Origin of the sequence: Zemynaea arenosa (assembly GCF_004614185.1) — a bacterium.
Classification (GTDB): Bacteria; Pseudomonadota; Gammaproteobacteria; order Burkholderiales; family Burkholderiaceae_D; genus Telluria; species Telluria arenosa.
The window spans coordinates 13572-36107 of sequence record NZ_SPVF01000072.1; the positions used below are offsets into that span (position 1 = coordinate 13572).

Annotated in this window: 21 protein-coding genes and 4 tRNA genes; 5 read left to right on the forward strand and 20 right to left on the reverse strand. The window is 62.4% G+C overall.

Going from position 1 to position 22536, the window contains the following annotated elements; genetic code table 11:
- Window positions 1–62: 62 nt before the first annotated feature.
- The 6 genes from E4L96_RS04885 to E4L96_RS04910 form a co-directional block, all read right to left on the reverse strand.
- Window positions 63–506 (reverse strand): hypothetical protein, encoded by a 444-nt coding sequence (locus E4L96_RS04885; RefSeq protein WP_135206104.1) that lies wholly within the window; start codon window positions 504–506, stop codon window positions 63–65.
- 1 nt (window position 507) lies between these two features.
- On the reverse strand, window positions 508–954 hold the full coding sequence (locus E4L96_RS04890) for a hypothetical protein (protein WP_135206105.1): 447 nt from the start codon (window positions 952–954) through the stop codon (window positions 508–510).
- 124 nt (window positions 955–1078) lie between these two features.
- Complete coding sequence (locus E4L96_RS04895; RefSeq protein WP_135206106.1) at window positions 1079–1495, reverse strand: glycoside hydrolase family protein; 417 nt, start codon at window positions 1493–1495, stop codon at window positions 1079–1081.
- A gap of 81 nt (window positions 1496–1576) precedes the next feature.
- A complete protein-coding gene (locus tag E4L96_RS04900; RefSeq protein WP_181017583.1) occupies window positions 1577–2389 on the reverse strand; it encodes a class I SAM-dependent methyltransferase in 813 nt (270 codons plus the stop codon).
- Between the two features lie 116 nt (window positions 2390–2505).
- Window positions 2506–2754 carry a DUF3297 family protein gene (locus tag E4L96_RS04905; RefSeq protein ID WP_135206108.1) on the reverse strand — a complete coding sequence of 83 codons (249 nt, stop codon included), beginning with the start codon at window positions 2752–2754 and terminating at the stop codon, window positions 2506–2508.
- A 29-nt stretch (window positions 2755–2783) separates the two neighbouring features.
- Window positions 2784–3728, reverse strand: a complete 945-nt coding sequence (locus E4L96_RS04910) for a LysR substrate-binding domain-containing protein (RefSeq protein WP_135206109.1) — start codon at window positions 3726–3728, stop codon at window positions 2784–2786.
- A gap of 126 nt (window positions 3729–3854) precedes the next feature.
- On the opposite strand from E4L96_RS04910, the gene E4L96_RS04915 reads away from it, so the two are divergent.
- The 4 genes from E4L96_RS04915 (at window position 3855) to E4L96_RS04930 (ending at window position 5785) form a co-directional block, all read left to right on the forward strand.
- A complete protein-coding gene (locus tag E4L96_RS04915; RefSeq protein ID WP_135206110.1) occupies window positions 3855–4169 on the forward strand; it encodes a YdhR family protein in 315 nt (104 codons plus the stop codon).
- 141 nt (window positions 4170–4310) lie between these two features.
- Window positions 4311–4922 carry a Rap1a/Tai family immunity protein gene (locus E4L96_RS04920; RefSeq protein ID WP_135206111.1) on the forward strand — a complete coding sequence of 204 codons (612 nt, stop codon included), beginning with the start codon at window positions 4311–4313 and terminating at the stop codon, window positions 4920–4922.
- Between the two features lies 1 nt (window position 4923).
- Window positions 4924–5379 (forward strand): T6SS effector amidase Tae4 family protein, encoded by a 456-nt coding sequence (locus tag E4L96_RS04925; RefSeq protein WP_135206112.1) that lies wholly within the window; start codon window positions 4924–4926, stop codon window positions 5377–5379.
- 31 nt (window positions 5380–5410) lie between these two features.
- Complete coding sequence (locus E4L96_RS04930) at window positions 5411–5785, forward strand: hypothetical protein (protein WP_135206113.1); 375 nt, start codon at window positions 5411–5413, stop codon at window positions 5783–5785.
- 18 nt (window positions 5786–5803) lie between these two features.
- Here E4L96_RS04930 and E4L96_RS04935 read toward each other — a convergent pair whose 3' ends face one another.
- From E4L96_RS04935 to E4L96_RS05000, 14 genes are all read right to left on the reverse strand, one after another.
- Window positions 5804–7159 carry a DUF2314 domain-containing protein gene (locus tag E4L96_RS04935; protein WP_135206114.1) on the reverse strand — a complete coding sequence of 452 codons (1356 nt, stop codon included), beginning with the start codon at window positions 7157–7159 and terminating at the stop codon, window positions 5804–5806.
- A gap of 125 nt (window positions 7160–7284) precedes the next feature.
- Window positions 7285–11514, reverse strand: a complete 4230-nt coding sequence (gene rpoC / locus E4L96_RS04940; protein WP_135206115.1) for a DNA-directed RNA polymerase subunit beta' — start codon at window positions 11512–11514, stop codon at window positions 7285–7287.
- A gap of 113 nt (window positions 11515–11627) precedes the next feature.
- Window positions 11628–15737 (reverse strand): DNA-directed RNA polymerase subunit beta, encoded by a 4110-nt coding sequence (rpoB, locus tag E4L96_RS04945; protein ID WP_135206116.1) that lies wholly within the window; start codon window positions 15735–15737, stop codon window positions 11628–11630.
- A gap of 319 nt (window positions 15738–16056) precedes the next feature.
- Window positions 16057–16434, reverse strand: coding sequence for a 50S ribosomal protein L7/L12 (gene rplL, locus E4L96_RS04950; protein ID WP_135206117.1), 378 nt, complete (start codon window positions 16432–16434; stop codon window positions 16057–16059).
- A gap of 60 nt (window positions 16435–16494) precedes the next feature.
- A complete protein-coding gene (gene rplJ / locus E4L96_RS04955) occupies window positions 16495–17004 on the reverse strand; it encodes a 50S ribosomal protein L10 (protein ID WP_181017584.1) in 510 nt (169 codons plus the stop codon).
- A gap of 262 nt (window positions 17005–17266) precedes the next feature.
- Window positions 17267–17968 carry a 50S ribosomal protein L1 gene (rplA, locus tag E4L96_RS04960; RefSeq protein ID WP_135206119.1) on the reverse strand — a complete coding sequence of 234 codons (702 nt, stop codon included), beginning with the start codon at window positions 17966–17968 and terminating at the stop codon, window positions 17267–17269.
- A 2-nt stretch (window positions 17969–17970) separates the two neighbouring features.
- Window positions 17971–18402: a 50S ribosomal protein L11 gene (gene rplK / locus E4L96_RS04965; RefSeq protein WP_135206120.1), complete on the reverse strand. Its 432-nt coding sequence runs from the start codon at window positions 18400–18402 to the stop codon at window positions 17971–17973.
- 95 nt (window positions 18403–18497) lie between these two features.
- Complete coding sequence (nusG, locus tag E4L96_RS04970) at window positions 18498–19115, reverse strand: transcription termination/antitermination protein NusG (RefSeq protein ID WP_135206121.1); 618 nt, start codon at window positions 19113–19115, stop codon at window positions 18498–18500.
- On the reverse strand, window positions 19115–19498 hold the full coding sequence (secE, locus tag E4L96_RS04975) for a preprotein translocase subunit SecE (RefSeq protein WP_135206122.1): 384 nt from the start codon (window positions 19496–19498) through the stop codon (window positions 19115–19117). The genes nusG and secE overlap by 1 nt, the downstream gene beginning before the upstream one ends.
- Before the next feature lie 32 nt (window positions 19499–19530).
- Window positions 19531–19606, reverse strand: a tRNA-Trp gene (locus E4L96_RS04980).
- Between the two features lie 123 nt (window positions 19607–19729).
- Window positions 19730–20920 (reverse strand): elongation factor Tu, encoded by a 1191-nt coding sequence (tuf, locus tag E4L96_RS04985; protein ID WP_135206123.1) that lies wholly within the window; start codon window positions 20918–20920, stop codon window positions 19730–19732.
- Window positions 20921–21003: 83 nt separating this feature from the next.
- A tRNA-Thr gene (locus E4L96_RS04990) sits at window positions 21004–21078 on the reverse strand.
- A gap of 14 nt (window positions 21079–21092) precedes the next feature.
- Window positions 21093–21166 (reverse strand) — tRNA-Gly (locus tag E4L96_RS04995).
- 44 nt (window positions 21167–21210) lie between these two features.
- A tRNA-Tyr gene (locus E4L96_RS05000) sits at window positions 21211–21295 on the reverse strand.
- A gap of 303 nt (window positions 21296–21598) precedes the next feature.
- On the opposite strand from E4L96_RS05000, the gene E4L96_RS05005 reads away from it, so the two are divergent.
- On the forward strand, window positions 21599–22536 hold a 938-nt coding region (locus tag E4L96_RS05005), incomplete at its 3' end, for an MASE1 domain-containing protein (protein ID WP_181017585.1).

The window sequence follows — 22536 nt, forward strand, 5'->3', positions numbered from 1 at the left end:
AAAAGGGCGACATGCCCTCCCCTCAACGCCGCCCAGCCCGGCTGCGTTGACGCCGCCTTTCGTCATTTCCGCTGCCGCACCGCGTCAAAAAAGAACCCGTCCCAATGCAGAACGAGCCGATCCTTCGACTTCACGAGAACGATGGTGCAAGACAGATCGAATACTTCCACAGGATTAGGCAAGTCCAGATTTTCAGCACTGATCCATGCCTCTTTGCGCAAGTAGAGGTTGGGTTCCACCCAAGACGACTCAAACGTCGGAACACCGCATTTTTCTTTGCCAAAGCGAAAACCTTCTCTATTGATCACGAAGGTCTTGCCGAGCAGGCGCCGAGCCTGTTTTTCATCCATGGAAGCAAGGTCAGCAGAATCAAGGACGGCTGTGAGCCTCCACGTTCCCATCACTAAAGGGCCAGGATCGTCGGCTGAGGCAATGCTGGGAAGTACAGCGCTGATGACCATGGTGGCGGCGACCAGTCCAACACCCATGACGCTGCCGTTTTTCATTTCATTTCCCTTGTCGCACAGCGTCAAAAAAAAACCCGCCCCAGTAGAACACCATGCGATCGCGCTTTCTGAAAAAGACGACTGTGCACTCAAGGTCGACAACCTCCACCGGGGTGGGCAGATGAAGGCGAGCGTTGCTGGCAGCCGCGTCCTGGCGTAGATAAAGCTCGGGCTCCACCCATTTGGATTCAAAAATCGGATTGTCACAAACGTCTTTGCCGAACCGTACTGTGTTCAGCCTCACCTGCAATATCTTCCCGATCATTCGCCGCGCTTCCTTCTCATCCATGGACGCCAGATCGGCAAAGTCCGCGACCGCCGTCACCTTCCAGTTGCCGATTGCCGGTGACGTCTCTGAAGGACTGCAGTGACCAGCCATATGCGGGATGCACAACATTAAAGTCAGCAGCCAGCGTGCCGAGACAAAAAGCCGAGGAAGGATCGTCATCAGCATCTCCGTGGGCTTCATGATCACCGCACACGTCGAAAAGGAGCGCTTTCCTCAGCTCGACGCCTGAAAAGGCCTGGCGCTACCACCAGTTTGCGCCCCTTCCCGCTACCGATGACGACCTTCACAGCCTGCGAAATGTGGCCGGCAGCCGCTTCGAAATCGCCTGATTGATGGTGGCGTACACCAATACCTGTGCGCGGTGCTTTGTGTTGTACGTGTAGCTCACCAAAGCATCGAACTGCGCCTGGTTCAACTGCACTCTTATCTTCCGTTTGACCTGTCGCTCCGCCTCCGTCACACGTTTGGCGAACTCAACGTCCACTGAGGAGGCATCGACTTTCTTGCGCAGTTCCTCCTCCGAACAGATACCCTTGTGCGCGTAGAAACCTGCGCCCCAGGTACAGTTGCCACCTTTCTTACCCATATCGTTGTAATACCGGAGCACGACCTTTTCGGTCAGCAGCATCTTCTGGCGCGCTTCCGCGCTCATGCTCATGCCGGCATTAGGCGAACTGGAAGATTGTGATGTTGAGCTCATCGGCACCTCCGTCAGAGAGAGATCAAAATCTATCCCGACAGGGGCACCCCGCCTTGCGCTACATCAAGCGAGCTGGACAGCTCAAAGCCGCACTTCGATCACGTGCGCGCGGATGCGGCCGGTGACCGGGCCGGCGCCAAATTCCTCGATGAGCGCGTCTTCGGCGACACGCGTGGCGGTGTCCAGGGCCTCCGACCCTAGCGCCTCGATCTCGGCGCGCATCGGCGTGGCCTGGCAAAACGCGATGGCCACCAATTGGGCCGAATCGGCATAGCTGGGCGCGCCCACGCTGACGATCTCGGGCGAGTGGCGGAAGCCACCCGCAATGAGGTCACGCCGGATAACGTCCGGATCCGCATAGCCATGCGGAATGCGCTGCATGAAGGTGGGCGGCTGCGCGGCGAATTGCTGGCGCAGCGCCTCCAGCACCACACGCGGAAAGTCGTTCTCGTCCAGCGTGTCCCAGACGTTGAACAGGAAGCGGCCGCCCGGCCGCAGCACCCGGCGCACTTCCGCGTAGGCCTTGGGACGGTCAGGAAAAAACATGGCGCCGAACTGGCACACCACCAGGTCGAAGGACGCGTCCGCAAACGGCAGCGCCATCGCATCGGCCCGCTGCCAGGTGACCGGGCGCGCGGTGCCGCGGCGGCTGGCCACGTCCAGCATGGCCTGGTTCAAATCCGTCGAAACGATGCGGGTGGACGGAGGCAGGTCATCGACCAGGCGGCGCGTGACGGCGCCGGTGCCGGCGGCGATCTCCAGCACATCGCTCGGCTGGTGGCGGCGCGCGCGGGCCGCCAGGTCGGTCGCGTACGGCGCGAAGATCAGAGGGACGAGGTAACGCTCGTAGAGCTCGGGAATGGACCCCGCAAAAGCCGTATCGCTGCTGGACATGATGGCGCCTTCCGTCGCTGAGTGTCTTCAGCCTAGCGCGCCGCGGCCACTTTACAAGCGCGGCCAACGAAAACGGCAGCCGTGGCTGCCGTTATGGGACATCGTCAATTGCCGGGTCAGCGGTAGAACGCCTCGACCTTGCCCTTCAGCTTGATCATCATCGGATTGCCCTTGCGGTCGCGCGTCTTGCCCGCGGCGACCTTGATCCAGCCTTCGCTGATGCAGTATTCCTCGACGTCGTGGCGTTCCTTGTCGTTGAACTTGATACCGACTTCGCGCTGGAACACGTCGGCGTTGTGGAAGGGGCTGCGCGGGTCGATCGACAGCCGGTCGGGCAGTTGGGGGGTATTGGTGGTTTCGGTCATGATCCCGGCATTATACGACGCGATCGGGCTCAGGCAACCGGTGCGGCGGAGCGTGCGAGGGCGTCCACGGCGGCGGCAGTGGCGGCAGCTTCGCCCAGCAGCCAGTCGCGCAAGGCGTGCGCTTCCGGCCGCAGCGACGTGGGGCTCTCGACCAGCCAGTAGGCGTAGCCGGTGTGGCGCAGCAGGTCCACCGGTGCGGCGGCGAGCTGGCCGCTCTTCAGCTGCGGCAGGATGAGCGGCAGGCGGCCGAGCGCGACGCCAAGGCCGTCCGCTGCACCGCGGGCGACCTGGTCGTACTGGTTGCAATGCAGGTAGGCGCGCGGCGGCTGGTGCAGCTTGAGCGCCTGCAGCCAGTCGGGCCAGCGCAGCCAGGGGACGGTGCGTTCGTCGAACTCCAGCAGCACTTCATCGAGCAGCGCGTCCGGCTCGGCGAAGGCGCGCGCAGCGATGTCCGGGCGCGCCACCGGCAGGATCATTTCATCGAACAGGCGGGCGCTCCCGGCGGGCACGTTCGACTGCGGGGCGTAGCGCAAGGCGAGGTCGATGCCCTCCTGGCGCATGTCCAGGATCTGGGTGCTGGCGTTCACCCGCACGTCGATGTGCGGATGCTCGGCATTGAACGCGGCCAGGCGCGGCAGCAGCCACAGCGAAGCGATGCCGGACGAGGTGGCGATCACCAGCGGCTTCGACCGCGCGGGGCCGCGCACCTTGCGGTTGAAGTCGGCCAGCTGCTCCAGCCACGGGGTGACGATGGTGGCGAGCTGGCGGCCGGCGTCGGTCAGTTCGAGCGCGCGGTTCTTGCGCAGGAACAGCGGCGTGCCGAAGTGCTCTTCCAGGCTCTGGATCTGGCGGCTGACGGCAGATTGGGTGAGGCACAGGTCCTGCGCCGCCAAGGTGATGCTCATGCGCCGTGCCACGGCCGCGAAGCCGCGCAGGGCGTCCAGCGGGGGCAGGCCGAGCAGGGGGTGATCCATGCGCTTTCCTCATGTGGGGCATGACAAATGAGCGTTTGAACGGGGCCTTTTGGCTCGGTACATTCCGTTCGGTCATCAGTCTAGCGTATGCGCGATAGGCGCGCTGTGGACCTTTGGAGAGCTCCCATGATCACCACCATCACTCAGTTCCGGCTGCCGCAGCCGATCGCCCTTGACGAGGCGCGCCGCATTTTTCTCAGCACTGCACCGACGTACCAAGGGGTGCCGGGGCTCATCAGCAAATGCTACGTGCTGTCCGAGGACGGCAGCACGGCTGGCGGGGTCTACCTGTGGACTTCGCGTGCGGCGGCCGAGGCCGTGTACACAGAGGCGTGGACACGCTTCGTCACCGACAAGTACGGCACGGCGCCGGTAGTGACGTATTTCGACAGCCCGGTGGTGGTGGACAACGTGGCTGGCGAGATCACGTCCGACCGCTAGTCTCGACGTGCTCTCCGTACCGCTTCTGGAGCAGTGAATCCGTCGCCTTAACGCAGCTCACGAATCATGCTTGACGCAACGCAAACACCCTGCGGTCTGCCTGCCTAAGCTCGATGACATCTTCGTTTGCACGGACTCGCAATGCTGAGGCATTTCATCCCCACTCTTTTCGCTGCGCATTGCTCGACTGCTGCCCAAGCGGGCGACCTCTCGACGCGCGAGCTTGTCCAGCGGCTCACCGGCGAGGGACAGTTCGAGTCCACTGCGGAGTATTTCGCCAAAGGCTATCTGGACGGCCTCATCGACGCTACCGAAGGAACTTACTGGTGCATTCGGCCCAACCTTCGAACCGATCACGAATTCGACATCGAACTGCTGCATCAGCTCAAAGCCGAGCCAGCATACGCTTCCTCATCCGCTGAGCTTGCCGTGACAACCGGACTGAGTCGTCGCTACCCCTGCGCGAGCACGCTCCCCCATCCTGTGACACCGCGGCAAACGCCGAGCGTCTTGCGTACAGCAATGTCCGCTCCCTCTGCAAGCAATCGCGGCCACAACCTCCGCGCGATGAGCGACGGCTACATCACGGCTGTGATCGACATCGCCCAGCTCGGCGGGGACAAAAGCACCGCCATCGCTAACCGCGCCGCTCTCAACCAGCAGCTTCTGAAACAAAGTCCTCCGTCTCGAAAATCCGCAGCCGACTGGATCCTTACCGTCCTGCGAGCCCGTCCGCGTGCACAAGGAGACTGATATGAAGCCTCGCTTTGCCCTGCTCAAGCAAAACTTTCCCACTCATGACGTATCGCGTGAGACAGTGCTCACCGAGATCGGCTGGAACGATCTGATTGCCAATCCTGGCTATGCCGATACCTGTGCCATCCGTATGAGCCTCGCGCTGATCAAGTCCGGCCTCAAACTGCCAGGTCGAATGGCCATCAAGACTGGGACCTACAAAGGTGCCCTCATCGAGCCGGGTCAAGCACGCCTGTCGAAGATGCTCACCCGGCAGTCGCTGTTGGGGAGTCCGGAAAGGTTCAAGAGCGGCGATGCGGCAATCAAGGGGATCAAGAAGCGCCAAGGTATCGCGTCGTTCTTTCGGCTCTACGCGGACATCGGCGACACGCAAGGCCATATCGACATCATCTCCCCGTGGGGTGAAGCGCTGCAGTGCGGTGGTGCGTGTTATTGGCGCTCGGGCGAGGTGTAGTTCTGGCCGTTGCGGTAGGAGGCCAGAACGAATGAGGCGCTTCGCGTACCTCTCCAGTATCGTTGGGATACTATTGATATTGCCGCTCGAATCGCCAGCCCGATACGGCGAAGGTCTTCCGATTCGCGGCGTCTATCGCGTTTACGCGGGCAGCCTGGCTGACCCAACGCCGCCCACGGCCACCGACAGGAGGGTTATGTTTCGCGTCAGCGGTAAGACTGCAAAAGATCTGTTTGATGCCATAGGCGTTGACAAGAAAGACGCGTGTTCCACCGAGCCTGGCGAGCGGATTCGGAAATTGGACGGGGAGAAAATTTTCTGCAGCCGCTCGGCGAAAGGTGAATACAGCTGCAGCTTCGGCTTCGATCTCCGCACCGGTAAGAGCATCGGTGGGATAGTTTGCTGAATCCCGCCCCTCGCGCGTTCACCGTGCGGAGTTCATCTCCGCGATGATCTTCGACGTTTCATTGCCAGTCTGCTTGCCATTGGCCTCTGTGCGCAGGTAGTCGAAGACCTCGTCTTCGTTCACGTTCACCATCTGGCCTGCGTGCAGCGTTGGGACCTCGTAGGGCTCGTTCTTGAGCAAGCCTTTGATGGCGCGTCCCTGCCAGCTGGTCACCTCCACCCACATCCATTCATTGCCGCCTTCTGGCGTCTTGAACGGCGCCTTCAGCTGGATGTATTCGCCCGGCGCGAGGCCGCGGTTGAAAGCGGTCCGCAGCTCGGGCAGGTGGGTACGGGCCAAACGGCTCGCCGCCTTCAGCCGGTCGGTGTGCGTGATCCGGGCGACCTTGTCGTCCCCCTTGCCGAAGAGCGCGGCCAGCATGGCATCCTGCTTCGCATACCGGTCCGGTCCGGGATAGGCGTCGAAATCGATGGCCAGAAGGCGGTTGCGCGGATCACCCTCTTCCGGCTCAGCGCGGACTAGTCTGACCTTGGCGACACCCGTCGCGCCCTTGACCAGTTCAGCCAGCAAAGTCTTCTTGACCTCGGGATGGAGCAGCTTTCTGACGTCCACGGCCAGCTCGCCCGCCTTGCCGGGCTGGGCGCCCTCGGCCAGCGCCTGGATCACGCCATTGAGCAGATTGCCCATCGGCTTCACGCTGCTCCATGAGAAGTCATCGATGACGACATCCGGCAGGCCAAATTTCCTCATTCCCAGCGTGATCGCGCGCACCTGCGCGTCACCGTTGTAGGCGTGGATGACGGTCTGGCTGGTCGCATCGGGGATGTCCCCCGCCCAAGTGTCGATGCGCCGTTCGCGCCAGGCTTTCGGCGTGAACAGCTCGCGCGTCTCCTCATCCCAGATGAAGCCTTTGCCGTCAATCGCGGCGCACTCGATCAGAACGCTCGCCGCCTTCAATCCTTGGCTCATGCGGCCTGCGGGGAACTGGACTTCAAGCACGAAGGCCCCCTTCGCCTTCTGGATCGCAGCTGCCTGTTCGCGGCTCAGGCCGTGCCCGAAGTAGCGCAGGAGGGTCTCATCGGGTGGAGCGTATTCCCTGGCCGCGTCCTTGAGCACCGTGGCGACGGCGACCACGTCGGCAGAGTCCTTGGGCAGATCGTTGAGCATCCGGACACCTTGCGCCACTCCCAGCGCCTTCACCTTGGCCGCCACCGCCGGGTCAAACGGTCCGACCGTGTACACCGCATAAACGAAACTGATCGGCCCCCGCACCAGTGAACCAGCCGGGGCCGCCAACGGCGCAGGCGCGGCAGGGGCCAGCAGAGGCAGGGCCAGCAAAAGCGCAAGAACAGCGCGGGCAGCGATGGCGGTCATAGGGAAGCTCTCAACGATGGGCTGTCACTATACGTCCTCCAGCGCGACAGGAAGCTCTCGCATTCTCACCAGCGGACGAAAAAAAACGGCAGCCGAAGCTGCCGTTTCACTGGTACAGGTAAGGCTTACTCGCCGTCCCCATGCGGAATCTCTTCCGACATCGGCGCCGGTTCCGCCGCCATCGAGGCACGCTCTGCATCCAGCAGGGCCTTGCGCTCTTCGGCTTCCCAGACTTCCTTCTCGCGGCGGGCGCGGTGGAAGGCCAGGCCGGTACCGCCCGGGATCAGACGACCCACGATCACGTTTTCCTTCAGGCCGCGCAGACCGTCGCGCTTGCCCATGATCGCGGCTTCGGTCAGCACGCGGGTGGTTTCCTGGAACGAGGCGGCCGAGATGAACGAGTCGGTCGACAGCGAGGCCTTGGTGATACCCAGCAGCACGTTCTCGTAGGTCGCCGGGATCTTCTCTTCGGCCACCATGCGGTCGTTCTCTTCCAGCAGCTCCGAACGCTCCACCTGCTCGCCGACGATGTAGTCGGTGTCGCCGGCATTGACGATCACCACGCGGCGCAGCATCTGGCGGACGATCACTTCAATGTGCTTGTCGTTGATCTTCACGCCCTGCAGACGGTACACGTCCTGGACTTCGTCCACGATGTAGCGCGCCAGCGCTTCGATCCCCAGCAGGCGCAGGATGTCCTGCGGATCGGCCGGGCCGTCGACGATCATCTCGCCCTTGTTCACCACCTGGCCGTCGTGCACCAGCACCTGCTTGTCCTTCGTAATGAGGAACTCGTGCTTGTTGCCGTCCATGTCGGTGATTTCCAGGCGCTGCTTGCCCTTGGTCTCTTTACCGAACGCCACCGTACCAGTGACTTCCGCCAGCATGCCGGCATCCTTCGGCGAACGCGCCTCGAACAGCTCGGCCACGCGCGGCAGACCACCGGTAATGTCACGGGTCTTCTGCGATTCGGTCGGGATACGTGCGAGCACTTCACCCACCGACACCTGCTGGCCGTCCTTCACCATGATCAGCGCGCCGACCTGGAAGCCGATGGTCACGCTGTGTTCGGTGCCGGCGATCTTGACTTCCTCGCCAGCCTCGTTCAGCAGCTTGACCTGCGGACGCACGGTCTTGCCCACGGAACCGCGGCGCTTGGCGTCGATCGCGACCAGGGTCGACAGACCGGTCACTTCGTCCACCTGGCGTGCCACGGTGACGCCCTCTTCCACGTTCTCGAACTTGATCGTGCCACCGTACTCGGTGATGATCGGACGGGTCAGCGGATCCCACGTTGCCAGCGGCGTGCCAGCTTTCACGGCCATGCCGTCCTTGACGTTCAGGGTCGCGCCGTACGGCACCTTGTGGCGCTCGCGCTCGCGGCCGTGGTCGTCGGTGATCAGCACTTCGCCCGAACGGGAAATGACGATCTGTGCGCCCTTGCCGTTGGTGACGTAACGCATCGCCGCGGTGAAGCGGATGGTGCCGTTCGACTTGGCTTCCACCGAGGACGCCACCGCTGCACGCGATGCCGCACCACCGATGTGGAAGGTACGCATGGTCAGCTGGGTACCCGGCTCACCGATCGACTGTGCCGCCACCACACCGACAGCCTCGCCAGCGTTGACCAGCAGGCCGCGGCCCAGGTCACGGCCGTAGCACTTCGCGCACAGGCCATAACGGGTGTCGCAGTTCAGCGGGGTGCGGACCTTGACTTCGTCGATGCCGAGGCGCTCGATCTCTTCGACCATGTCTTCGTCCAGCAGCGTGCCGGCTTCGTACAGGGTGGCCTGGGTTTCCGGATTGACGACGTCCTGGCCCGCCACGCGGCCGAGGATACGGTCGCGCAGCGCTTCAATGACTTCACCACCCTCGACCATCGCCTTCATCAGCGTGCCGTTGGAGGTGCCGCAATCGTCCTCGGTCACCACCAGATCCTGGGTCACGTCGACCAGGCGGCGGGTCAGGTAACCCGAGTTCGCGGTCTTCAGTGCCGTATCCGCCAGACCTTTACGCGCGCCGTGGGTCGAGATGAAGTACTGCAGCACGTTCAGGCCTTCGCGGAAGTTCGCGGTGATCGGCGTTTCGATGATCGAGCCGTCCGGCTTGGCCATCAGGCCGCGCATACCGGCCAGCTGGCGGATCTGGGCGGCGGAACCGCGCGCACCGGAGTCGGCCATCATGTAGATGGCGTTGAACGATTCCTGCACGCCCTGGGTGCCGTCGCGCTTGACGACGTCTTCCACCTTGAGCTGGTCCATCATCGCCTTGCCGACTTCGTCCGAGGTCTTGCCCCAGATGTCCACGACCTTGTTGTAGCGCTCGCCCGCGGTCACCAGACCGGACGCGTACTGCTGTTCGATCTGCTTGACTTCGGACTCGGCGGTCGCGATCAGCACAGCCTTCTGCGGCGGGATCAGCATGTCGTCCACCGCGATCGAGATACCGGCGCGGGTCGCCAGGCGGAAGCCCGACTGCATCAGCTTGTCGGCGAACACGACGGTCGCGCGCAGGCCGCACTTGCGGAACGAGGTGTTGATCAGGCGCGAGATTTCCTTCTTCTTCAGCGCGCGGTTCAGCACCGAGAACGGCAGGCCTTTCGGCAAGATCTCGGACAGGATCGCACGGCCGACGGTGGTCTCGTAGCGGGTGACGGTCTTCTCGAATTCGCCGGTCTCGGCGTTCTTCGGCCACTCGACGATACGCACGGTGATACGCGTGGTCAGCTCGACCTGCTTGTTGTCGTACGCGCGGATGACTTCCGACACGTCCGGGAACAGCATGCCTTCGTTCTTGGCGTTGATTGCCTCGCGGGTCGCGTAGTACAGACCCAGCACGATATCCTGCGACGGCACGATCGACGGTTCGCCGTTCGACGGGAACAGGATGTTGTTCGACGCCAGCATCAGGGTGCGCGCTTCCATCTGTGCTTCGATGGACAGCGGCACGTGCACGGCCATCTGGTCACCGTCGAAGTCGGCGTTGAACGCCGCGCAAACCAGCGGGTGCAGCTGGATCGCCTTGCCTTCGATCAGGACCGGCTCGAACGCCTGGATACCAAGGCGGTGCAGGGTCGGCGCACGGTTCAGCATGACCGGGTGTTCTTTGATGACATCTTCCAGGATGTCCCACACCACCGGTTCCTGCGTTTCGACCAGCTTCTTGGCGGCCTTGATGGTCGTTGCCAGACCCATCAGTTCCAGCTTGTTGAAGATGAACGGCTTGAACAGTTCCAGCGCCATCAGCTTCGGCAGACCGCACTGGTGCAGTTTCAGCTGCGGACCCACCACGATGACCGAACGGCCCGAGTAGTCCACGCGCTTGCCCAGCAGGTTCTGGCGGAAGCGGCCGCCCTTACCTTTGATCATCTCGGCCAGCGACTTCAGCGGACGCTTGTTGGCGCCGGTCATGGCCTTGCCGCGGCGGCCGTTGTCGAGCAGCGAGTCGACGGCTTCCTGCAGCATGCGCTTTTCGTTGCGCGTGATGATTTCCGGAGCGCGCAGTTCCATCAGGCGCTTCAGGCGGTTGTTACGGTTGATGACGCGGCGGTACAGGTCGTTCAGGTCGGAGGTCGCGAAGCGGCCACCATCCAGCGGGACGAGCGGACGCAGCTCCGGCGGCAGCACCGGCAGCACTTCCATGATCATCCATTCCGGCTTGATGCCCGAACGCTGGAACGCCTCGAGCACTTTCAGGCGCTTGGCGTACTTCTTGATCTTGGCTTCGGACTTCGATTCCTTCAGCTCGACGCGCAGGGCTTCGGCATCGCGGTGGATGTCGATCGAACGCAGCAGCTCGCGAATGCCTTCCGCGCCCATGAAGGCGGTGAAGTCATCGCCGTACTCTTCGTACTTGGCGGCGTAGTCGTCTTCCGACATGATCTGGCACTTCTTCAGCGGGGTCATGCCCGGATCGGTCACGACGTATGCTTCGAAGTACAGCACGCGCTCGATATCGCGCAGGGTCATGTCCAGGACCATGCCCAGACGCGACGGCAGCGACTTCAGGAACCAGATGTGGGCGACCGGCGAGGCCAGCTCGATGTGGCCCATGCGCTCGCGGCGCACCTTGGCCAGGGTCACTTCCACGCCGCACTTCTCGCAGATCACGCCGCGGTGCTTCAGGCGCTTGTACTTGCCGCACAGGCACTCGTAGTCCTTGATCGGGCCAAAGATCTTGGCGCAGAACAGGCCGTCGCGCTCCGGCTTGAAGGTGCGGTAGTTGATGGTTTCCGGCTTCTTGACTTCGCCGTACGACCACGAACGGATTTTCTCGGGCGAGGCCAGACCGATCTTGATCGCGTCAAAGGACTCGTTTTGTTGGACTTGCTTGAATAGATCGAGCAGGGCTTTCATCTATCACTCCAGTGTAAATTCGTATTGCTTCGGAACCGCTTTTGACTGCCGAAATTGCTGTCGCGAGGGGAGCGCGCTGCGCGCCCCGCACCCCGCTTCAGCTCATCACTTCATCAATTGCGTTCCAAGTCCATGTCGATACCCAGCGAGCGGATTTCCTTCAGCAGCACGTTGAAGGATTCCGGCATGCCGGCGTCGATGACATGGTCGCCCTTGACCAGGTTCTCGTACACCTTGGTACGGCCGTTCACGTCGTCGGACTTCACGGTCAGCATTTCCTGCAGCACGTAGGAGGCACCGTAGGCTTCCAGTGCCCAGACCTCCATCTCACCGAAGCGCTGGCCGCCGAACTGGGCTTTACCACCCAGCGGCTGCTGCGTCACCAGCGAGTACGGGCCGGTCGAACGGGCGTGCATCTTGTCGTCCACCAGGTGGTGCAGCTTCAGCACGTGCATGAAGCCGACGGTGACCTTGCGCTCGAACGCTTCGCCGGTGCGGCCGTCGTACATCGTGACCTGGTTCTTGGACGGGGTCATGCCCAGGTTCTTGGCGATGTGGTCCGGATACGCGAGGTCCAGCATGCGCTTGATCTCGGTCTCGTGGGCGCCGTCGAACACCGGGGTCGCGAACGGGACACCGTTCTTCAGGTTGGAGGCCAGATCCATGATCTCCTCGTCGCTGAAGCTGTCGATCTCTTCCTTCTTGCCGGTCTCGTTGTAGATCTGGTTCAGGAACTTGCGCAGCTCCTCGACCTTGGCTTTGGCTTGCAGCATCTCGCCGATGCGCAGGCCCAGGCCCTTGGCCGCCCAGCCCAGGTGGGTTTCCAGGATCTGACCGACGTTCATACGCGAAGGCACACCCAGCGGGTTCAGCACGATGTCGGCCGGGGTTCCGTCCGCCATGTACGGCATGTCTTCCACCGGGACGATGCGCGAGACCACACCCTTGTTACCGTGGCGGCCTGCCATCTTGTCGCCCGACTGCAGGCGGCGCTTGACGGCCAGGTAGACCTTGACCATCTTCTGCACGCCCGGCTGCAGCTCGTCGCCTTGGGTCAGTTTCTTGCGCTTCTCTTCGAAGGCCAGGTCGAACTGGTGGCGCTTCTCGGCGATCGATTCCTTCATGGCTTCCAGCGCGGTGGCGACGTCGTCGTCGGCCGGGCGGATGTCGAACCAGTGGAACTTGTCCAGATCGTCCAGGTAGTCCTTGGTGATCTTGGCGCCCTTGGCCAGCTTCTTCGGACCGCCGTTGACGGTCTTGTTCACCAGCAGTTTTTCCAGACGCTGGAAGGCGTCGCCTTCCACGATGCGCAGCTGGTCGTTCAGGTCCAGGCGGAAGCGCTTCAGCTCGTCGTCGATGATCTGCTGAGCGCGCTTGTCGCGCGGGATGCCTTCACGGGTGAACACCTGCACGTCGATGACGGTACCGACCATGCCGGACGGCACGCGCAGCGAAGTGTCCTTCACGTCGGAGGCCTTCTCGCCGAAGATCGCGCGCAGCAGCTTCTCTTCCGGGGTCAGCTGGGTCTCGCCCTTCGGGGTCACCTTACCGACCAGCACGTCGCCGGCTTGCACTTCCGCACCGATGTACACGATGCCGGATTCGTCCAGGCGGGCCAGCTGGTTCTCGGCCAGGTTGGAGATGTCGCGGGTGATTTCTTCCGCGCCCAGCTTGGTGTCACGGGCCACCACCGACAGCTCTTCGATGTGGATCGAGGTGTAGCGGTCGTCTTTCACGACGTTTTCGCTGATCAGGATCGAGTCCTCGAAGTTCAGGCCGTTCCACGGCATAAACGCCACCAGCATGTTCTGACCCAGGGCCAGTTCGCCCAGGTCGGTGGACGCGCCGTCGGCGATCACGTCGCCACGGGCCACACGGTCGCCGACCTTCACGATCGGACGCTGGTTGATGTTGGTGTTCTGGTTGGAACGGGTGTACTTGATCAGGTTGTAGATGTCCACGCCGACTTCGCCCGCTTGCGCTTCTTCGTCGTTCACGCGGATCACCACGCGGCCGGCGTCGACGTAGTCAACCAGGCCACCGCGGGTCGCCTGCACGGTCGTGCCCGAGTCCACCGCCACGGTGCGCTCGATGCCGGTACCGACGAAGGCTTTTTCCGGGCGCAGGCAAGGCACGGCCTGGCGCTGCATGTTGGCGCCCATCAGTGCACGGTTCGCGTCGTCGTGCTCCAGGAACGGGATCAGCGAGGCGGCGACGGAGACGATCTGGCCCGGGGCCACGTCCATGTACTGCACGCGCTCCGGCGACACCAGGATGGTCTCGCCCGCTTCACGGGAGGACACCAGCTCGTCGCTCAGCTTGCCTTCGGCGTTGATGGTCGCGTTCGCCTGAGCGATGATGTAGCGGCCTTCTTCGATCGCGGACAGGTAGTCGATCTTGTCGGTCACGACCGAGTTCTCGACCTTGCGGTACGGGGTCTCGAGGAAGCCGTACTCGTTCAGGCGGGCATACAGTGCCAGCGAGTTGATCAGGCCGATGTTCGGGCCTTCCGGCGTTTCGATCGGGCACACGCGGCCGTAGTGGGTCGGGTGCACGTCGCGCACCTCGAAGCCGGCGCGTTCCCGCGTCAGGCCGCCCGGGCCGAGTGCGGACACGCGGCGCTTGTGGGTGATCTCCGACAGCGGGTTGGTCTGGTCCATGAACTGCGACAGCTGGGACGAACCGAAGAACTCGCGGATCGCAGCCGAGATCGGCTTCGAGTTGATCAGGTCGTGCGGCATCAGGTTGTCCGCTTCGGCCTGGCCGAGGCGTTCCTTGACGGCGCGCTCCACGCGCACCAGGCCGGCGCGGAACTGGTTCTCGGCCAGCTCGCCCACGCAGCGCACGCGGCGGTTACCCAGGTGGTCGATGTCGTCGACTTCGCCGCGGCCATTGCGCAGCTCGACCAGGATCTTGATCACGGCCAGGATGTCGTCGTTCGACAGGGTCATGGCGCCGGTCAGCTCGTCGCGGCCGATGCGGCGGTTGAACTTCATGCGGCCCACGGCCGACAGGTCGTAGCGCTCCGGGCTGTAGAACAGGCCGTTGAACAGCGCTTCCACCGACTCTTCGGTCGGCGGTTCGCCCGGACGCATCATGCGGTAGATCGCGATGCGGGCGGCGGTCTGGTCGGCGGTGTCGTCGGTGCGCAGGGTCGAGGAGATGTACGCGCCCTGGTCCAGGTCGTTGGTGTACAGGGTCTGCAGGTCGGTGATGTTGGCATCACGCAGCTTGCCCAGCAGCTCGTCGGTCAGCTCGTCGTTGGCGCTGGCGATGATTTCGCCGGTTTCCGGGTCGACTACGTTCTTGGCCAGCACGCGGCCCACCAGGTAGTCTTCCGGCACCGAGATGTGCTTCATGCCCGCGGCTTCGATGTCGCGCACGTGCTTGGCGTTGATGCGCTTGTCCTTGACCACGATGGTCTTGCCGGACTTGGCATCGACGATGTCGAAGCGCGCGACTTCGCCGCGCAGGCGCTCAGGGACGAACTCCAGCTCGGCGCCTTCGGAGCGCAGCTTGAAGTTGTCGAACACGAAGAAGTTGGCCAGGATCTGCTCGTTGGTCATCCCGATCGCCTTCAGCAGGATGGTCACCGGCATCTTGCGGCGGCGGTCGACGCGGAAGAACAGGATGTCTTTCGGGTCGAATTCAAAGTCCAGCCAGGAGCCACGGTACGGAATGATGCGGGCCGAGAACAGCAGCTTGCCGGACGAGTGCGTCTTACCGCGGTCGTGCTCGAAGAACACGCCCGGGGAACGGTGCAGCTGGGAGACGATCACACGCTCGGTGCCGTTGATCACGAACGAGCCATTGGCGGTCATGAGCGGCAGTTCGCCCATGTACACTTCCTGTTCCTTCATTTCTTTCACGACCGGCTTGGTCGGCGATTCCTTGTCCAGGATCACCAGGCGCACTTTGGCGCGCAGCGGCGAGGCAAAGGTCAGGCCGCGCTGCTGGCATTCCTTGACGTCAAACGCGGGGTCGCCCAGCACGTAGGAGAGGAACTCCAGGCGTGCGAAGCCGTTGTGCGAAACGATCGGGAAAATGGAGCTGAAGGCCGATTGCAGGCCCTCGTTCTTGCGCGTGGTCGGCGCGGTGTCCGCTTGCAGGAAGTTTTCGTAGGATTCGAGCTGGGTGGCCAGCAGGAACGGAACGTTGTGAACGTTGGCGCGCTTCGCGAACGATTTGCGAATGCGTTTCTTCTCAGTAAATGAGTAGTGCATGGACACTCCGTGAGTGACAGAAAGGATGAGTATTCAGGAGTGGGCTGCAGTGGCGGATTCCACAACCCATTCCTCAACACTCGCGCTCTCGGCCGGATGAAAAGAGGAACTAACTACTATGCTGCTGGTCTTACGCAATACAAGGCACGATTGACAAGGCTCGCGCTTCTTTTTAGGCTTTTGACGTCAGCTCGACGCCAAACTTGCCGTCCTCACAACGCAGAGACGACAAAAGAGCCAAAGCCGACCGCCCCCTTTTGCAAGGGAGCGGTGCGGGCTTTGACTCCGAGGCGAATCGCAACTCGCCTGGTACAGCGAATTACTTCAGCTCGGCCTTGGCGCCAGCTTCTTCCAGCTTCTTCTTGCCGGCTTCTGCGTCTGCTTTCGGCAGGGCTTCTTTCACGACCTTCGGTGCGCCGTCGACCAGGTCTTTGGCTTCTTTCAGGCCCAGACCGGTGATTTCGCGGACGGCCTTGATGACGCCGACCTTGTTCGCGCCGACTTCAGCCAGCACCAGGTTGAACTCGGTCTGCTCTTCAGCAGCAGCTGCCGGACCGGCGCCGCCACCAGCTGCCGGGGCTGCCATTGCAGCGGCCGACACGCCGAACTTCTCTTCGAAAGCCTTGACCAGGTCGTTCAGGTCCATCACGGACATCGCGCCGACTGCTTCCAGGATATCTTCTTTGCTAATAGCCATTTGTAACTCCAAATTTTTTAAAGTAGTACTACAGGTTTGTTATCGTTCGCGAGGAACACCTTAGGCGGCAGCGCCTTCGGATTCCTTCTTGGCTGCCAGAGCAGCCAGACCACGTGCGAAGCCAGAGACCGGAGCCTGCATAACGCCCATGAGCATGGCGATGAGGACTTCACGGCTCGGGATGCTTGCCAGGGCGTTGACGCCCGCCACGTCCAGGTTTTTCCCGGCGTAGTTACCTGCCTTGAGGACCAGCTTGTCGTTGGTTTTCGCGAAGTCCGACAGGACTTTAGCGGCTGCAACGGCGTCATCCGAGATCGAGTAGATCAGCGGACCGGTCATCGAATCGGCCAGGCCAGCAAACTGCGTACCCTCGACGGAGCGACGTGCGAGCGTGTTTTTCAACACGCGCAGGTACACCCCTTGGGAACGCGCTTTGGCACGAAGTTGCGTCAGATGACTCACCTGGATGCCACGATACTCAGCCACGACGATCGTTTGCGCGGTTGCTACTTTCGCGGAAACTTCTTCGACGACGGCCTTTTTGTCATTCAGATTGAGACCCACGGTCAACCTCCTTAATTGATGCGGGGCGGATGCCTCGCATCGGTTCGAACAACGGCGTCCGAGGTTTTAGGAGCCACATGGACTACTTAAACTTGATCGGGTACACCATCTGCGTTGGGAGCCTGCCTGCTGCTATTAACCTTCCGCCAGCAAACTGCACTGCTTCCGGCCCAACGGTCTTTGATTGCCGGCCAGTGATTCAAACTTCGAATCACAGGCCGCCCAAAGATTCGCCCCTCATATCACCGATACGAGAGGACTTGATTCTTTACTGTGCTGCGTTCAGGGTGGTGTGATCCACACGCACGCCCGCGCCCATGGTGGACGACAGGGACACGCGGCGCAGGTACACGCCCTTCGACGTCGCCGGCTTGGCCTTGTTCAGGGCTTCGATCAGTGCGACCAGGTTGGTCTTCAGATCGGCGTCCGAGAACGACTTGCGGCCGATGGTGGCGTGCACGATACCCGCCTTGTCGGTACGGTACTGGACCTGGCCGGCCTTGGCGTTCTTGACGGCATTCGCCACGTCCGGGGTCACGGTGCCGACCTTCGGGTTCGGCATCAGGCCACGCGGGCCCAGGATCTGGCCCAGGGTACCGACGATACGCATGGTGTCCGGCGACGCGATCACGATGTCGAACGGCATGTCGCCGGCCTTCACGCGCTCGGCCAGGTCTTCCATACCGACCACGTCGGCGCCGGCGGCTTTCGCTGCCTCAGCCTTGTCGCCCGAGGCGAACACGGCCACGCGAACGGTCTTGCCGGTACCGGCCGGCAGAACCACGGAGCCACGGACCACCTGGTCGGACTTCTTCGGGTCCACGCCGAGCTGGACAGCCACGTCGATGGATTCGTTGAACTTGGCGGTCGCGAATTCCTTCACGATCGACACTGCACCGTCGAACGCGTACAGCTTGTTGCGGTCGACTTTCTCTTTCATCAGCTTGGCGCGCTTGGAGAGTTTGGCCATGATTAGATGCCCTCCACCGTGATGCCCATGGAACGGGCGGAACCAGCGATCGTACGCACGGCTGCTTCGAGGTCAGCGGCGGTCAGGTCCGGGTTCTTGAGTTTTGCGATTTCTTCCGCTTGTGCGCGGGTCAGCTTGCCGACCTTGTCGGTATGCGGCTTGGCCGAACCCTTCTGCACACCCGACAGCTTCTTGATCAGGTAGGTGGCCGGCGGGGTCGCCATCTTGAAGGTGAACGACTTGTCCGCGAACGCGGTGATGGTCACCGGGATCGGCATGCCAGGTTCCATACCTTGGGTCTGCGCGTTGAACGCCTTGCAGAATTCCATGATGTTCAGGCCGCGCTGACCCAGGGCCGGGCCAATCGGAGGGGACGGGTTGGCTTTACCAGCTGGCACTTGCAGCTTGATGAAGCCGATGATTTTCTTTGCCATTTCGGCACTCCTCGACTATTGAGTAGTAACGCCCCGCGCGTTGGCGGGGCTCCTCGGGATGGTTTCGGATCAGAGATCCACGCACCAAATAGCGTTTAAACTTTTTCGACCTGACCGAACTCGAGTTCGACAGGGGTCGCGCGGCCGAAGATGGTGACCGAGACGCGCACCTTGGACTTCTCGTAGTTGACTTCCTCGACGTTGCCGTTGAAGTCAGTGAACGGACCATCCTTGATACGCACCTGCTCGCCCACTTCGTACAGCACCTTGGGCCGCGGCTTCTCGACGCCTTCCTGCATCTGCTGCATGATCTTTTCGATCTCGCGCGCCGGAATCGGGGTCGGCTTGTTGGACTTGCCGCCGATGAAGCCGGTCACCTTGTTGGTGTTCTTCACCAGGTGCCAGGTCTCGTCGGTCATTTCCATCTCGACCAGCACATAGCCCGGGAAGAAGCGGCGCTCGGTCACGGACTTCTGGCCATTCTTGACTTCGACGACCTCTTCGGTCGGAACCAGGATGCGGCCGAACTGTTCCTGCATGCCGGCGCGTTCGATGCGCTCGGTCAGCGCGCGCTGCACACTCTTCTCCATGCCGGAGTAGGCGTGCACCACATACCAGCGCTTGTTGCCGGTCGGCTGGGTCAGCATCTGGCTGACATCCTGCTCGGGCTTCTCTGCGCCGGCGTCGCCGGTGTCGTTAACGTTCTCGCTCATCATTTCTTCCAACCCAGGATCACGTCATACAGCAGGAACTCGAGCGTCTTGTCCGTACCCCACAGGAAGACCGCCATGAGCAGCACGAAGGCGAACACGATCATCGTGATCTGGGTGGCCTCCTTGCGGGTCGGCCAGACGACCTTCTTGGTCTCACGAACGGCTTCTTTGGCGAAATTCAGGAAATCACGGCCGGTGGCGGAGGTCCAGAGGATTGCGGCAGAAACGAGCAAACCAGCCACGAGCGCGCCTGCGCGCACGATAGCTGGTTTACCGGCCAGGAAGAAAAACCCGACGATGCCTGCAATCACTGCAACCACTGCCAAAGCGACTTTCAGCTTGTCGCCCGACGTGCTAACGGTCTGCACGGATTGATTCGACATTATTTACTTTCGGTGCCCTGCACCTTATTAGGTGGCAGGGGCGGAGGGCATCGAACCCCCAACCTTCGGTTTTGGAGACCGACGCTCTGCCAATTGAGCTACGCCCCTACGAACTGCTTCAATGAACCGCGCATTCTAACACAGGCTGCAGCCGGTGGAAAGATGCGGGTCGCAGTTAATCCGCCAGGGCCGGTTGGGCCGGCCTTGGCGGCTTACAACGGATATCGCTGATTAGGCGATGATCTTGGCAACCACGCCGGCGCCGACGGTACGGCCACCTTCGCGGATTGCGAAGCGCAGGCCTTCTTCCATCGCGATCGGAGCGATCAGCTTCACGGTGATCGAGACGTTATCGCCCGGCATCACCATCTCTTTGTCGGCCGGCAGCACGATCGAGCCGGTCACGTCCGTGGTACGGAAGTAGAACTGCGGACGGTAGTTGTTGAAGAACGGGGTGTGGCGGCCGCCTTCGTCTTTCGACAGGACGTACACCTCGCCGGTGAAGTCGGTGTGCGGCTTGATCGAGCCCGGCTTGGCCAGCACCTGGCCGCGCTGGACGTCTTCCCGCTTGGTGCCGCGCAGCAGCAGACCGACGTTGTCGCCGGCTTGGCCCTGGTCCAGCAGCTTGCGGAACATTTCCACGCCGGTCACAGTGGTCTTCACGGTGTCGACGATACCGACGATTTCGATCTCTTCGCCGACCTTGATGATACCGCGCTCGACACGACCGGTCACCACGGTACCGCGGCCCGAGATCGAGAACACGTCTTCCACCGGCATCAGGAAGGCGCCGTCAACCGCACGCTCCGGGGTCGGGATGTAGGTGTCCAGGGCTTCGGCCAGACGCATGATGCAGTCTTCGCCCATTTCGCCAGCCTGGCCTTCCAGCGCCATACGGGCCGAACCCTTGATGATCGGCAGGTCGTCGCCCGGGAACTCGTACTTGGAGAGGAGCTCGCGCACTTCCATTTCGACCAGTTCCAGCAGTTCTGCGTCGTCGACCAGGTCGCACTTGTTCAGGAACACGATGATGTACGGAACACCCACCTGGCGGGCCAGCAGGATGTGCTCGCGGGTCTGCGGCATCGGGCCGTCAGCGGCGGAGCAGACCAGGATCGCGCCGTCCATCTGGGCGGCACCGGTGATCATGTTCTTGATGTAGTCGGCGTGGCCCGGGCAGTCAACGTGCGCGTAGTGGCGGTTCGCGGTCTCGTACTCGACGTGCGCGGTGTTGATGGTGATGCCGCGTGCTTTTTCTTCCGGCGCCGCGTCGATCTGGTCGTAGGCCTTGGCCTCACCGCCGAATTTCTTCGCCAGCACGGTTGCGATTGCTGCGGTCAGGGTCGTCTTGCCGTGGTCGACGTGACCGATGGTGCCGACGTTCACGTGCGGCTTGGTCCGCTCGAACTTCTCTTTTGCCATTTTAGACTCCTAACGAGATGAAATTCCCAGGCAACCGCCTGACGATGTCAAATTAACGTTACTACTAGGTGATACTGGAATTCTGGTGCCCTTGACGTGGATTGAACACGTGGCCTCTCCCTTACCAAGGGAGTGCTCTACCACTGAGCTACAAGGGCTGCATAGACACTGCTGGAGCGGGTGAAGGGAATCGAACCCTCGTCTTAAGCTTGGAAGGCTTCAGCTCTACCATTGAGCTACACCCGCGAGGTCCACATCACTTCACTGCCGACTGCTGCAGTCTCTTCTTTTGGTGGTGGGGGCTGGATTCGAACCAGCGTACTCAGAGAGGGCAGATTTACAGTCTGCTGCCTTTAACCACTCGGCCACCCCACCGCGAAGAACCGCAGAGTATGAAGCAACTAAAAAAAACTGTCAACCGATTCCACCCGAACCAAACCCGGGGAAACAGGTTGACCGTTGCTTCGGGACGAGATTGTAAGCGATGGGGTGTCGCTTCCGCAAGGGCGATCTGCGCGTGCGCCGCGCACGCACGGGCCCGCGTGCACTGGCGTACGTCCCCATCCGGGCCGTTCGGCTAGTATCGGTTCCAAAGCCCGTACCGAACGCGGTAACGAAGATTCACAAACGGCTCAGCAACGCGGCTCGGCAAAAACAGCTCAGCACACAGGAGAGCACATGGGGAGCAGGTCCGGATGGCGCGGCGCGCTGGCGGCAAATGGCTGCCTGCTCGTGCTGTACCTGCTGACCGGGATTGGCGGGCTGCAGCTGGCGCTGTCCGCGGGGTATGCGTCGCCGTTCTTCCCGGCGGCCGGCGTCCTGTTCGCGTTTTTCCTCAGTTACGGCCGCCGTGTCATCCCCGCCATGCTGGTCGGCTCGTTCCTGCTGGACGCCTGGATCCACTGGTCCCACCAGATACCATTCACGCCCGCCGGCACCGCGCAGGCCGGGGTCACGGCGCTGGCCGACCTGCTGCAGGTGAGCGTGGGCGCGGCGCTGTTCCGGCGCTATCTCGACCCCGGCCTCGCCACCGGCCGCAGCGTGCTCGGCTTCCTGCTGCTGGCGCCCACCGTCAGCGTGATCAGTGCCGCCACGGCGCTCGGCGCCCGCTGGGCGCTCGGCCTGAACGGCGGCGGCAACTTCGGCCAGATCCTGGCCAGCTGGTGGATCGGCGACACCATCGGCGTGCTGCTGGCTGCGCCGCTGTGCTGGGTGGCCATCGGCCAGCCGCGCGCGCTGTGGTGGCGGCGCCGCTGGATCCTCGGCGTGCCGCTGCTGCTGTCCTCGGCGGCCTTCATCGCCATCTACCACGAGGCCCAGGAGTGGGAGCGCGCCCAGCACATGCAGAGCTTCCAGCTCAAGGCCCAGCGCGCCGGCGACCTGATGCAGGCCGAGTTCTCCGAGCACGAGCGCTTCCTGTACGCGATGGCGCGCGCGCTCGACGACGACGCGGCCGCCGGTCCCACGCACGACGAGTTCACCCGCGTGGCGCGCAGCTACCTGGAGCGGCGGCCCGGCATCCTCGGCATCAGCTGGTGCCAGCGCGTGCCGGACGTGGCGCGCGCCGCCTTCGAGGCGCGCATGAGCGAGCTGTTCGCCCGCCCCTTCCGCATCAC

What these genes read in the sequence shown, in the direction of transcription:
- E4L96_RS04910 (WP_135206109.1), bottom strand. Translation starts at nt 3,728, where the DNA reads ATGGATCACCCCCTGCTCGGCCTGCCCCCGCTGGACGCCCTGCGCGGC.
- rplK (WP_135206120.1), bottom strand. Translation starts at nt 18,402, where the DNA reads ATGGCAAAGAAAATCATCGGCTTCATCAAGCTGCAAGTGCCAGCTGGT.
- tuf (WP_135206123.1), bottom strand. Translation starts at nt 20,920, where the DNA reads ATGGCAAAAGAGAAGTTCGAGCGGACCAAGCCGCACGTGAACGTCGGC.
- E4L96_RS04900 (WP_181017583.1), bottom strand. Translation starts at nt 2,389, where the DNA reads ATGTCCAGCAGCGATACGGCTTTTGCGGGGTCCATTCCCGAGCTCTAC.
- E4L96_RS04885 (WP_135206104.1), bottom strand. Translation starts at nt 506, where the DNA reads ATGAAAAACGGCAGCGTCATGGGTGTTGGACTGGTCGCCGCCACCATG.
- rplA (WP_135206119.1), bottom strand. Translation starts at nt 17,968, where the DNA reads ATGGCCAAACTCTCCAAGCGCGCCAAGCTGATGAAAGAGAAAGTCGAC.
- E4L96_RS04915 (WP_135206110.1), top strand. Translation starts at nt 3,855, where the DNA reads ATGATCACCACCATCACTCAGTTCCGGCTGCCGCAGCCGATCGCCCTT.
- E4L96_RS04920 (WP_135206111.1), top strand. Translation starts at nt 4,311, where the DNA reads ATGCTGAGGCATTTCATCCCCACTCTTTTCGCTGCGCATTGCTCGACT.
- nusG (WP_135206121.1), bottom strand. Translation starts at nt 19,115, where the DNA reads ATGAGCGAGAACGTTAACGACACCGGCGACGCCGGCGCAGAGAAGCCC.
- E4L96_RS04895 (WP_135206106.1), bottom strand. Translation starts at nt 1,495, where the DNA reads ATGAGCTCAACATCACAATCTTCCAGTTCGCCTAATGCCGGCATGAGC.
- rpoB (WP_135206116.1), bottom strand. Translation starts at nt 15,737, where the DNA reads ATGCACTACTCATTTACTGAGAAGAAACGCATTCGCAAATCGTTCGCG.
- secE (WP_135206122.1), bottom strand. Translation starts at nt 19,498, where the DNA reads ATGTCGAATCAATCCGTGCAGACCGTTAGCACGTCGGGCGACAAGCTG.
- rpoC (WP_135206115.1), bottom strand. Translation starts at nt 11,514, where the DNA reads ATGAAAGCCCTGCTCGATCTATTCAAGCAAGTCCAACAAAACGAGTCC.
- rplL (WP_135206117.1), bottom strand. Translation starts at nt 16,434, where the DNA reads ATGGCTATTAGCAAAGAAGATATCCTGGAAGCAGTCGGCGCGATGTCC.
- E4L96_RS04935 (WP_135206114.1), bottom strand. Translation starts at nt 7,159, where the DNA reads ATGACCGCCATCGCTGCCCGCGCTGTTCTTGCGCTTTTGCTGGCCCTG.
- E4L96_RS04905 (WP_135206108.1), bottom strand. Translation starts at nt 2,754, where the DNA reads ATGACCGAAACCACCAATACCCCCCAACTGCCCGACCGGCTGTCGATC.
- E4L96_RS04890 (WP_135206105.1), bottom strand. Translation starts at nt 954, where the DNA reads ATGACGATCCTTCCTCGGCTTTTTGTCTCGGCACGCTGGCTGCTGACT.
- E4L96_RS04930 (WP_135206113.1), top strand. Translation starts at nt 5,411, where the DNA reads ATGAGGCGCTTCGCGTACCTCTCCAGTATCGTTGGGATACTATTGATA.
- E4L96_RS04925 (WP_135206112.1), top strand. Translation starts at nt 4,924, where the DNA reads ATGAAGCCTCGCTTTGCCCTGCTCAAGCAAAACTTTCCCACTCATGAC.